Origin of the sequence: uncultured Campylobacter sp. (assembly GCF_938030785.1) — a bacterium.
GTDB lineage: Bacteria > Campylobacterota > Campylobacteria > Campylobacterales > Campylobacteraceae > Campylobacter_B.
Genome location: NZ_CALHIK010000011.1, coordinates 1 through 12,175 on the forward strand (window position 1 = coordinate 1; position 12,175 = coordinate 12,175).

8 protein-coding genes, 3 tRNA genes and 1 pseudogene are annotated in these 12,175 nt (G+C 37.6%); 7 read left to right on the forward strand and 5 right to left on the reverse strand.

The features are described from left to right. Positions 1-103, forward strand: a pseudogene (locus Q0438_RS00710) (IS1595 family transposase); the annotation flags it as partial. Here Q0438_RS00710 and Q0438_RS00715 read toward each other — a convergent pair. Then, positions 96-599: an IS1595 family transposase gene (locus Q0438_RS00715; RefSeq protein ID WP_299186188.1), complete on the reverse strand. Its 504-nt coding sequence runs from the start codon at positions 597-599 to the stop codon at positions 96-98. The pseudogene Q0438_RS00710 and the gene Q0438_RS00715 overlap by 8 nt on opposite strands. Positions 600-756: 157 nt before the next feature. Here Q0438_RS00715 and Q0438_RS00720 point away from each other — a divergent pair, with 157 nt between their 5' ends. From Q0438_RS00720 to Q0438_RS00735, 4 genes are all read left to right on the forward strand, one after another. After that, positions 757-1,008: an XRE family transcriptional regulator gene (locus tag Q0438_RS00720; RefSeq protein ID WP_298042735.1), complete on the forward strand. Its 252-nt coding sequence runs from the start codon at positions 757-759 to the stop codon at positions 1,006-1,008. Between the two features lie 346 nt (positions 1,009-1,354). Further along, complete coding sequence (locus Q0438_RS00725) at positions 1,355-2,803, forward strand: N-6 DNA methylase (protein WP_298042737.1); 1,449 nt, start codon at positions 1,355-1,357, stop codon at positions 2,801-2,803. Then, positions 2,804-3,883 carry a DNA cytosine methyltransferase gene (locus tag Q0438_RS00730; protein WP_298042739.1) on the forward strand — a complete coding sequence of 360 codons (1,080 nt, stop codon included), beginning with the start codon at positions 2,804-2,806 and terminating at the stop codon, positions 3,881-3,883. A gap of 9 nt (positions 3,884-3,892) precedes the next feature. Continuing rightward, positions 3,893-6,433, forward strand: a complete 2,541-nt coding sequence (locus Q0438_RS00735) for a BpuSI family type II restriction endonuclease (protein WP_299186193.1) — start codon at positions 3,893-3,895, stop codon at positions 6,431-6,433. A 1,628-nt stretch (positions 6,434-8,061) separates the two neighbouring features. Here the strand turns inward: Q0438_RS00735 and Q0438_RS00740 are convergent. The 4 genes from Q0438_RS00740 to Q0438_RS00755 all read right to left on the reverse strand — a co-directional run bounded on the left by Q0438_RS00740 (position 8,062) and on the right by Q0438_RS00755 (position 9,817). Continuing rightward, positions 8,062-9,279 (reverse strand): tyrosine-type recombinase/integrase, encoded by a 1,218-nt coding sequence (locus Q0438_RS00740; protein ID WP_299186196.1) that lies wholly within the window; start codon positions 9,277-9,279, stop codon positions 8,062-8,064. A 238-nt stretch (positions 9,280-9,517) separates the two neighbouring features. After that, positions 9,518-9,593, reverse strand: a tRNA-Lys gene (locus Q0438_RS00745). 11 nt (positions 9,594-9,604) lie between these two features. Next, positions 9,605-9,681: transfer RNA gene (locus Q0438_RS00750), tRNA-Asp, on the reverse strand. A 60-nt stretch (positions 9,682-9,741) separates the two neighbouring features. Then, positions 9,742-9,817, reverse strand: a tRNA-Val gene (locus Q0438_RS00755). A gap of 128 nt (positions 9,818-9,945) precedes the next feature. On the opposite strand from Q0438_RS00755, the gene Q0438_RS00760 reads away from it, so the two are divergent. Both Q0438_RS00760 and Q0438_RS00765 read left to right on the forward strand, forming a co-directional pair. Then, positions 9,946-10,533: a transglycosylase SLT domain-containing protein gene (locus Q0438_RS00760; protein ID WP_299186198.1), complete on the forward strand. Its 588-nt coding sequence runs from the start codon at positions 9,946-9,948 to the stop codon at positions 10,531-10,533. A 51-nt stretch (positions 10,534-10,584) separates the two neighbouring features. Further along, on the forward strand, positions 10,585-11,625 hold the full coding sequence (locus tag Q0438_RS00765; protein ID WP_299186200.1) for a 3-deoxy-8-phosphooctulonate synthase: 1,041 nt from the start codon (positions 10,585-10,587) through the stop codon (positions 11,623-11,625). Positions 11,626-12,175 lie beyond the last annotated feature (550 nt).

Consider the following 12,175-nt stretch of genomic DNA (forward strand, 5'->3'; position numbering starts at 1 on the left):
TCTAAAGGAATGTGAATTTAGATATAATACTAAAACTATACAGAAAAACCTATATCAGAAACTGTTGAGATTGATAAGAGAGAATCCGCTTAAGTTTAATTGAGCCTTCTTTTTTCTAGCTTATTTCTAGGGCGGATATAGCCGTTAACATATACGCCGTCCATTTCGACTACGCCTTGAAACGGTCTTGAACTATCATAATCCATTAAGCTTTCGCGAATTTTATGGAGTAATACCCATGCGGTTTTGTATTGAACGTCTAAGTCGCGAGATAGTTGCAGTGCTGAAATTCCTTTCGCGGCGTTAACGAATATCGCAATGGCGGCAAGTATAGTCTGAAGCGGTAGTTTATTCCCATGAAAGACCGTGCCGCTTGTAACGCTAAAGAAGCTAGCACACTCCTTACATTTAAACTGCTTTCGAGAGGCTATGAAGTAAATTTTGCCGCCACTACCGCAGCAAGGACACACGGGCTTACCCTTGGTTTCAAACCAACGAACTTGCCTAAAAGCCGCGATAGCTTGAAAGTCATTCATTCTTGCGATTTTAATAAGAGATAGCTTGCGAGCTTCAGCCGATAGTAAAAAGTGTTGTGCCATATCTACTTCCTATATTCTTATATAGTTATTATACATATATATGTATTAAAATTATCTTAATTTACTACATAATAATGTAATAAAATTCTAGCTATATATATTTTTTAAGAAATATTAGCTATACTTATGCTATTGAATAAATTTTGAAGGTATGAAAATGAAGTTGGCTCATGTTTTATATAAAATCCACAAGCTTATTGAAGCCAAAGAGCTGCAATCTATTACGCAAAAAGAAATGGCAAGACGTTTAAGTGTTTCTGAGCGCACTTACATAGAGTGGCTTAGAGAAACCAATGAGCCCATAGCAATGAAAGCTATTTTAGATATGCTTTCACAGCTTAACGATGATGATATTGTAAGAATTGTTAGAACTTGGGGGAAACAGCTAGAAAAGACGAGTAGCCACTAAAAGATTGGAGTGCAAACAGCGTTTGCAGCAAAATACCAAAGAAGCAAATGAGAAATTAAATATATAAAATATGATACAATAAAATGATATAATTGTAAAGAATAAAAATTGGATAAATTTAGGCTCAAGATAAGTTAAAAAACTTCAAAGGAATTTTTAACTATGATCCTGCCGATGAAAATAAGTATATAGTTCGTTCTCTAATTTCAGAAAAGAAATTTCGTGAAATTCAAACAGATTACATGGTTTATGACATATGCTTCATATGGCGAATTTATAAGGTCAACCGTACTTATAGAAATAACAAAGGTCATTGCTAATAATGAACAGAAGAAGGATAAATGAGATGGATTTAGGACAAGTATTTACAAGACTTCCAGTCGCAAGATATATGACCTCTCTCTTTTCTATAAATAAAGAGTCTAAAATCCTTGATCCTTGTTTCGGAGAAGGAGCTTTTCTCTCTGCTTTGGCAAATGATGGTTGGAACCACATTGATGGATATGAAATAGACTCAGCCCTGTATGAAAAATGCAAGAATAAATATCAGAAATATAAATTAAAAAATGAAGATTTTTTGTCATCTAAACAAGATCACCAGTATGACGGAGTTATCATGAACCCCCCATATGTTAGACAAGAGAAAATAAATGAATTATCACAGCTTGGTGTCAGCAAAGGCATCTTGTCATCAAATTCTATTTTCTCATGTTTGCCAACAACTGCGAACCTATACATGTATTTCATTATAAAAGCAATTTCTGTTTTGAAAAAAAATGGTGAATTGATAGTAATATTTCCTGGAAGTTGGCTATTCGCAAAAAATGGTGATCGTTTTAGAGAAATTTTGCATAAAAGCTGTGTTATTGATCGTCAAATAAATATCTCTGGTGACGTCTTTGAAAAGGCTACTCTTGTTGATGTTATTATTCTTAAATTAAGAAAAACACAAGAAAAACAGAAGTTGATTATTCCAGAGTATGTAAAATTAATAAATAATACTTTTGTACCCATTGTTAGAGAAACTAAGAATCTTCATATTGGCTTTACTAAAAAATTTAAGGATATTGGCAACATTCGTAGAGGCTTGACAACTGGATGCAATTCTGTGTTTATTAATCCCACTATCGATTGTAATAAAGAATATACAAAGGAGATTATATCATCACCTAAGCAAGTGAATGGATATACAACTGATAATGCGGTGTATGACAAGCTATTAATTGTGAGTCACAATGATCTTCAAGATGCAAGTATAGACGATTACTTTAGATTTTGGAGAGATAAGATTTTAAAAGAGAATAAACCAAAAACCCTTGTTACAAAAATTAATAAGGGTTATGAATGGTATAGGTTAAACCTTTTTGAGTGCGACGGTATAATATTCAGTTATTTTGTAAGAAACGACATGAAGTTCATTATTAATAAATCTGGAAAAATTATTCGAGACAATTTCTATATTGTCTATCCTGCTATTGATGAATTTGTGTGCTTTGCCTTACTAAATAATTACTATACATTTTACCAATTGGAATGCTCTGGGAAAAAATATGGAGCTGGATTATTAAAATTACAGCGATATGACTTAGAAAACCTAAGCTTTCCAGATTTTTTTGCCTTTTCAAAGGAGGATGTGGCTATTCTAAAGACTTTAACAAAAGAACTCATTGATACTGGCTCAAGAAAAATTATATCGGAAATAACCAAGGTGCTTTCCAGCTATTCAGATATAAGTTTCGAAGAAATTTCAACTGAATACGATAAAATAGTTGCAAGCAGACTGGAGAATGTGTAAATGCCAAATATTGTTAGCTTGTTTTCAGGCGGTGGTGGGCTTGATTTAGGATTTATCAATGCTGGCTATAAAATATTATGGGCTATTGATAACAATGAAAACGCCGTCAAAACTTATAAAAAAAATATTGGTGATCATATTAAGTATGCCGATATAAGTAAAGTGGGGATAAAGGACATTCCTCATGCAGATATTATTATTGGTGGGCCGCCTTGCCAATCCTTTTCTCTTGCTGGAATGAGAAATGTAGAAGATGCCAGAGGGCAACTTATTTGGCAATATATGAAAATTCTGAAAGAAGTTCAGCCCAAAGCCTTTGTCTTTGAAAATGTAACCGGACTTTTATCTGCAAAAAATTCAAGTGGTGTAAAAATTATAAATCAGCTCAAGACCGCATTTAAGGAAATTGGATACAATATTGAAATACAGGTTATGAATGCAGCAGACTATGGCGTACCTCAAAGAAGGCGCAGGGTTATAATTGTTGGACTCAAAAACGGATATTTTACTTTTCCTACTCCAACTCACGGAGATTCCAATAAAGGCTTAATTCCGTATATAAGCGTCAAGCAGGCTTTGGATGATTTGGGTATGCCTATAAATGATGAAAATGAGGTTGTAGAGTATAAATGTCCGCCACAAAATAAATATCAGCAAGAGATGCGATCAGAAGATCGTGTAACGGAACATTTTATGCCAAAGATGAGTGAATTGGACAAATATATTTGCTCATATGTCAAACCTGGAGGAAATTATAATGATATTCCAAAGGATGTTCCATCAGAAAGGATTAGAAGACTAAAGCAAGAAGGAGGGCATACTACTTGTTATGGTCGTATGCTGCCTGATGAACCATCATATACTATTAACACATATTTCAATCGACCTAATGTTGGATGCAATATCCACTATAGTCAGGACAGATTGATAACAGTAAGAGAAGCGTTACGTTTACAATCCTTCCCAGATTCATATCAGATTATTTCCAGTAGCAAACAAGGAAGGAATTTGATTGTTGGAAATGCCGTTCCACCGTTACTCGCTGAGGTAATTGCAAGAGAATTAAAAAAATATTTGTGAGGAAAGTTTGTGATTAATTACAATGATTCAGAAGTGGGCGTATATCATCCTATATGTGAAAATGCCCTTAATGAGGCACTTAGGCTCCTTGGACGAGAGAGAAATTATCGAGTTGTACACCATCGATACACTGGATCTTTAGAGATGGATTTTGTTATTGAAAATATCACAACTCACAAGTATCTCTGTGTTATTGAGGTTAAAAGAACGCCTGCGGCGATTAACAGTACTAGGTATCAATTCCAAGCAATGTCATATGTTCAGAGTAATGTAGGTCTAACGGAGAAACCTTATTATATTCTGACTAATCTCGAAAGGGCTATTTTATTTAGATACGATAGTGCGAGACAACGTACTTATCAACAGATGCTCCAGCCAGGTCTTTCAATTATAGATTTTCAGTCTTTTGTTGACGAGAACGCTCTATGCGATGCCCTTTCTATCTATTTTAAAGATACAATTAATGCTATATTAACGGATAATTATAGCTATTTTTTGACTTTAGATAATTTTGTTGATGAAATTGAACCTGTCAGATGGGATTATCCAAAATGGAAAAGTAATCTCGCTTTGATGCTATATGAATATATTCGAGGTTCGTTCCAATATGTTGGGAGGAATGATCTTCACGACATTCGTGTATTTCATGGAAATATTCAGCAAATATGCAATGAGGGTAGTCGTGTTGATTTTGCTGGGATTTTTAATTATTGCGCTACATTATTTGATCCTACGGTTACCGTCGGAAATACCTTGCTTACCGAACTTTTTAATTATGGCAATCAAAATGTAACGGGAGACTTAATAGCCGACACTTTGCACCAAATAGTATCAGCAGGGTATGAGCATGAGGGAGAGGTTCCTACTGATTTGGAGTTGGCTAAGATTGTTGCAATCCTTGCACATAGTGTTAGCGGTGATTTAAACACAACTGATTGTACTTGCGATCCCGCCGCAGGAAGTGGAAATCTGATTAGTTCTGCGATTTCAGTATATAACCTCAGGTCAAATCAGATAATTGCTAATGATTCTAATCAACAGCTTTTGGAACTCCTCTCTTTAAGACTTGGATTGAATTTTGCTAGTAGCATAAATGTTAATGTTGCACCTAATATTACATGTCATGATATTTCGGATTTGGATCCCACATATTTTTCAAACACTAAAGTTTTACTTGTAAATCCCCCTTTTGTTGCTGGGATAAATTGTATCACCCGTAAGCAATCTCTTTATCAAGCAATACAAAGAATTACAGAAGAGGAAGCAATAACCAATATAGGACAGATGCCATTAGAAGCGGTGTTTCTGGAACTGTTGACAGAATTGTTACCCGAAGATACTACTATCGCTTGTGTTTTCCCAAAGACGCATTTGATTGCTCGTGGAAATGAAGCAGTTATAATTCGTAGATTACTTATGTCCAAATTTGGATTGAAAAAGATTTTTATCTATCCAGGTGCTGGAATTTTTGAGGATGTTACAAAAAATACTTGTGTGCTTATCGGTTCTATAAAAAGATTAAATGAAAATATTGACATAATAACAAGTATGGACAACATTCCCGATATTGATGCGGATGCTTTTAAGGCTGCGTTGAGTAGAAATCTTGCCAATTGTTTTACAACAATTATTCCTGGGATAGAGGGAAAGACAGTTAACAGAACAACTCTTATTAATATCTTAGAAGATGGCTGGCGAGAGCTTAATATAGATATGATAGATTCAATATCATTTGTTCAATCAGAATTGGCATCATCTTTCAAATTGATTCAAATGGATACCTATAATTTTTCTGTGAAAAGAGGAGGAATAGGAAATAATGGAGGAAGTGATCTGCTTTTCTTAGATTCTAATCCTTCACTTTTCAATAGCTACAACGAACTTGTGAATTTAGGATTGGGTTTGCGTAATGCACGCATTGATACTGTGGATATACAAGGTGGAGATAGTAAATTTTTGGATTCTTCGATAAACACTCCGGAGATTATAGATTCAATTTTAAGAGACTATGTATCTTTACCAATCAATACAGGCAGACAGACGAGAAATTCAAAAACTATTCTAGAGTGGAAACGCATACTAGAACGTGAAAGTAGAGGTGCTTTTCCAGGAAACACTGTATTAATTCCTCGTGCTATAAGAACAAAAGGAAGAGCATATTATTCTAGAGAATGCCTTTTTGTTTCCACTAATTTCGTGGTATGCAATATGGCTAATATAGAGCAGGCAATTCTTCTATCGTCCTGGATGACTACTATATTTTATCAACTGATATGTGAGGTTTCTTCCAAGGATGAGGTGGGAATGCGAAAGATGGAGGTGAAAGATATTCTTACCACATTAGTTCCAAACTTCTGCACCCTCTCCGATACATTATATACAAGCATTCAAGCTGAGCTATCAAATATTTCCTTCTTGGAGCTTAAAAATCCTATTATAAGAGATATAGATCGTATTTGGGCTACAGAGTTATTTGGGGAAGACGCTGATGATAAGTTGAATGAAGCATCAAGGCTTCTTGCATTTTTAGCAAATAGACGTGATGTGTAACGATTCTTTAAATAAGGCTAATAAAAAAACCCCTATCGTATTCTGCTAAAATTGACAAGAGGTTTTATAGGTATTAAAACATAGTCGCAACTAAAAATCCACTTAATTTTCATTGAACTCAAAAATTATTCAATATAAATTCTTATGGGTATTTATTAGAACGCAATAAACCGTTGTTATAGCTTTAAAAATAATAAACTTTTGTAAAAATTTTAGGTGCAGTTACTACATAATACTGATAATATCCCCACAAGCGATAAAAATATATTAAGATCAATACTACTTATAATATAGTACTAGGCAAAAAATACTCCTGAAAGAAATAAATAAAAGTTTATCCTATCCACTTAGATATAGAAAATTCCATCTATACAATAACACCCCTACAAGGAATAATCGCAACGGCGGTAGCAGACGAGCAGAGCTCCGCTAGCGACGAGCGAATCAGCCCCGTAACCTTTACGGAGGCGCTACCTCCACGCGGCTTTTCAGATAGTCCCCTTTTCAGATTTAATGCACTTAGGCTATAAATAAAATGAAGAAGGAGACTATCTAGGGAAAAAACTCTAGGGGCAAAAAGACGTTACATCTTTAGAATTTAGTTAAAACAGAAGCTTTTTAGATTAATATGCGAAGCTATAACGCACCTCTGCGATTTTTCTTATTACCCCAAACCGCCAGCGGGGAACTAAAGATTAAGAATGCTTAATAAGCGTTTAAGCTTATCAATAAAAACATTACCGATAACGTAACCCATCGAAAAACCGTAATATATAAACTTTAAAGGCTACTTCAAAAAGCCTAAAGGCTTTTTAACATATAAAACATTCTTTCTCCTTAGTAAAAACGTTATAAGGATATTTCAAAAAATACCTTATGAAAACAATATAGCCAGAAAAGAAAAAAATGATATGAGCTGTTTTTTTAAACGAAGATTGTTGTTTTTAACAAGCTTGGATAGATATAAAAGCAATGAAGCAACCTAGTAAACCTAAGATTATAAAGGTATGAAGTAAGCAATGAAGCACAACATAGTGAACCGAGCATTAAAAAATATGAAAGCTATATATGCAATATGCAAGAAATTACTAGTAAAAAGTGTAGAGGTAAAAAAATGGAAATACTTCAGAATTTATATAATCTATCATAGCCCTATCCTCGCAAGCACTCGCCTTCAGTATCAAAAAAGGCGACTCCAAAAGAAAGCAATACGCTAAAATGAGGGCAAGTGCTTAGGAAAGGAGTAGTGATGAAGTAATAATGGGAAGGGAGGGAAAGTAAGTGCTTTTTTAAGAGGATAAGGCGGCTCATACGCCAATTACGGTAAGCTGTAGAATGACAAACTGCGGATAGGTGTCGCTTTAACTCCCTATCTTGCCGTCTTTCCGCTTATCCGGAAATTTCTAAAACACATAGGCACATAGACTTAAAGTAGGAATGTGACCTTAAGGCTAAATTCTATACTTAAAGATAAAAATTTAGCTCCCTATGGCATTATAGCATTTATGGATTATGGCGTTCGTGGAGCGCGTAAGCTTCTCAATAGATTTAGAATAAAAGGCTCTTGTATACCAAACTACATAAAACCTCATAAGAAGCTATCCTTTTAGGCTTTTGCCTTTACCTTCTTAAAATTTAAACCCCAACCCCTTTAAATAACCTAGCCACCATGTTAAAACCCTACGAGTATTTTTGATATTTGTAGCCTTATTATAAACGCCCGCAACACCTCTGACCCTATGAAATATTGTACGCTCTATAATATCTGGGATCAACCCGTTATCCACCAAGTTATCGTTACAAAACGTACTTAGTATTATCCTAAAAGAATGAAAAACTATCCCATTATTACCGACTAATGGGGTATATTGCCTAAGGGCCTTTACAAGTGTTGCCTCACTTAAAACGTTTCCTTCCGTATTCGCAAAAAATAAAGAGGACTTTGTTTTTATGCTCTCTAGCCACTCACCTACCTCCTTTGGAAGTCCCAGATGTTCATCCCCATTGCTTTTTACCTTATTCTCATCTTGCGGGAATAGTAAGTAGTATTCTCCATCATCGCCTATTTTTAAATGCTCATGGGTTAAATTTCTTACATTTGAGCTTCTTAGCCCCGTAAGCAGTCCGAATATCAAAGCATTCTTAACTCCTCTTTGGTGAGGATAGTTCATGATAAATTTAATAAGTACGGTTAAATCCAAGTCATCTTTTATATATGGGTATTCGCTATGGCGAGGTATATTATAAAAGTCCTTAAACACCTCTTCTGCAAATAATGGATTTTTAGAAATATCCCTTATGCGAGCATATCTGAATAGTCTTTTAATGAGTTTGAATAAAATTTCTAAGGAGGCGTATTTTTCATTATCGTAGTAGTAATCCAGTATCGGCATAATATCCTTTTTGCTTATCTTGTTTATATCTTTATCGCAAATATCCCTTAAAGCCTTAAAGCTCATATCTCGTCTTTTAGAGGTCGCTAATGCGACATTGCCGTTATGTCTGCAAAATTGTCTATAAACGCTTGCCAGAGTATTACTTGGGGCGGCTAGTTTAGTAGAACCATCTACTATTAAACCTTCAAGAGTTTCTTTGGCTTTGCTTAGGCTTATCTCATCTGCATTGCCTAAAGACTTAATCAGCTTGCCGCCTATTGAGTAGTGATAGTGCCTATGAATTGTTTGTATTCCCTTTTTAGTAAATGAGCGGTAAAATCTAACTGCTATATGCTCATCTATCATTTCTACCATAGTATTTTTGCGATGAGGCAGGGAGAAATTTCTGATCACTTTATCGGGGTCTGTTTTAAAAGCCGGATCGTCTTTAATTTTAGAAAAAACTTTCATAACTACTTATCCTTTAAAATTTAATATAGTTTCATAGGACAAATTATAAAAGTTTCCAAAGAGTTTAACAAGCTTAAGAGCTACTATACATTTTTTAATATATAGTAGTTTCTCTTAAACTACCTGTATAATCTAGCGTTTTTAGCATTTGAAATTTTTTTGAAAAAATTTCAAAAACCCGTAATATAAGGCTTTCAAAAAAATCAAAAAATTAAAAATAGGGAGGAAATTTGATAGATGGTGTCCTGCGTTGGATTCGAACCAACGACCCCCTCATTAAAAGTGAGATGCTCTACCTACTGAGCTAGCAAGACATCGTAAGAAGTGGCGCGACGAATGGGGCTCGAACCCACGACCTCCGCCGTGACAGGGCGGCATTCTAACCAGCTGAACTACCGTCGCACCAAAAATCACACTCGCAGCGCAAGTGCTAAAGAAGTATGAAATCCAATGATTTCAAAATGGTGGTCGCTGTAGGGATCGAACCTGCGACATCCACCTTGTAAGGGTGGCGCTCTACCAGCTGAGCTAAGCGACCGTTTGGGTTTAAAAAAGAAATGTGATTATATATCCAATACGATTAATTTTCACTTAAACAATGATGAAAAGGCTGAAATTGTGCTATACTTGCGACATAAAATTTTATCAAAGGCTCGGTAAATTTAGATGAAAAAGTTGCTTTTCGCCCTGTTTTTGGCGCTTCAAGCTCCCGCTTACTCGCCGAACGAGATCGTAAACGCCATCGCCGCAGTAGCGCAAAACGAAGGGGTAAAGCCTGAAATTTTATACACCATCGTCAAAATCGAAAGCGACTTCGAGCCCTACACGATCTCCTTTTTGACAAACAAAGCAAACGCCGATTATTTTGCGGGCCTGCGCAATCAAAATATCCGCATCAAAACGAGCAACTATAGCCTAAATTCCAGCAAATGGGTCGTTACGATCATACCGGCAAACGAAATTTACGCCGTGCAGATCGCCAAGTATCTGTACGAGGACGGCTTTAGCATCGACGTGGGACTCGGGCAGCTAAACGCCGTAAATTTCAGCCAAAACGAGATCGATTATATATTTAATCCGATGTACAACCTCACAAAATGCGCTAAAATCCTACGCAAATGTTGGAACGCCAAAGACAAAAATATCAAAGACACGATCGAGTGCTACAACTACGGCATGCGCAAACGCTACTCAAACCCCTACTACAAGCGCTTTTATGAGCATTACGAGAAATTTTTCGGCAAGCCCTATTAAGAGTTAGTAAAATTTCGCTAAAATCGCGCAAATTTTAAAAAAGGATATCTCATGATACTGATCGCAGGACCCTGCGTGATCGAAAGCCGCGAGCTGATAATGAAAGTCGCGGAAAGTTTGCGCAAATTTAACGAAATGAGCGGGGTGGAATTTTACTTTAAAAGCAGCTTCGATAAAGCCAATCGCACCAGCATCTCAAGCTTCCGCGGCCCGGGGCTGCAGCGCGGCTGCGAAATTTTAGCCGAAGTAAAGGAGAAGTTCGGCTATAAAATTTTAACCGATATCCACGAAAGCTACCAGGCGGAGCCCGTCGCGCGCGTCGCCGACGTACTGCAAATACCCGCGTTTTTGTGCCGCCAAACCGACCTACTCGTCGCCGCAGCAAGCACGCAAGCGGTAGTAAACATCAAAAAAGGTCAGTTTTTATCGCCGCAGGCGATGAAACACAGCGTCGAAAAGGTGCTGCAAACTCGCAGCGCACGGGCTTATACCCCGCAAAGCACCGCGGCATCTGGCGATACAAACGCCGCTCAAAACAGCGCCTGCTCCGACGATGCCGAAATTTGCGGCGTGCAAAGCGGCGCTCGAAGCGGTGCGAATGACGGCTCTTCCGCGCTAGGCGCGCAAAATTCTTGTGGCGCACGATCGGACGCGCAAAATTCCGCCCATGCTTGCGATGCTTCGAGTGCCGCGAATTCTGCTCAAAGCGCGCCGCAACCAAGCGGCGAAGGTATGCACGATCTGGCGCGCCGCTACGGCGTTTGGCTCACCGAACGCGGCAGCACCTTCGGCTATGGAAATTTGATCGTCGATATGCGCTCGCTGCCGATTATGCGCGAGTTTGCACCGGTCATTTTCGACGCGACGCACAGCGTGCAGATGCCTAGTATCGGCGCTACGAGCGGCGGCGACTCGCGCTTCGTGCCGTATCTCGCGCGAGCGGCGGCGGCTGTGGGCGTGGACGGATTTTTTTACGAGACGCACCCAGATCCCGCTCATGCGCTTTCAGACGGGCCGAATATGCTAAATTTAGAGCAGCTTGAGCGCATCGTAGCGCAGACGCTCGCAATTCAAAAAGCGCTAGGATTTTAGAGCGGGCGGCTACAAAATTTCAAATTGAGGCTAGCGAGTTTAAATTTTAATTTCGCACCGTTGCCCACGCTAGCCGCTTTTTTGCACTTTGTGCTAACAAATTTTATATTCACAAGGGCTTGCTTCAACCATAGCGAGTTCGCATATCGCGCGCTAAAAATTCAAATTTATCGCGCGACTATAAAATTTAGCGTATTTGTAAAATTTTAAACTCCACGCGCGCTTCATCAAACTTCGAGGCTTTGATAAAATTTATGCGGCATGCGCCTATCGCCCAGCGCGAGCGGGGCAATTTCGCGCCGCTAAATTTACAATTTTAAAAGCCTAGCGCGCAGAATTTAGCCATAAATTTTGCGCCAAATTTCGCAACCATCTGCGTAAAATTTAATGCAAATTTTACGCGCAAATTCCGGTTGTCCAAGCCGCCGCCGTGCGAACCGCCGCCGCAGAAAATTTAAGTCAAGATTAATGGGGCGGAGATATAATTCAAGCCTAAAATTCTTTTAAAGGATATTTATGGGTTACGTAGAGTCTAACCTTCTGAATGGCG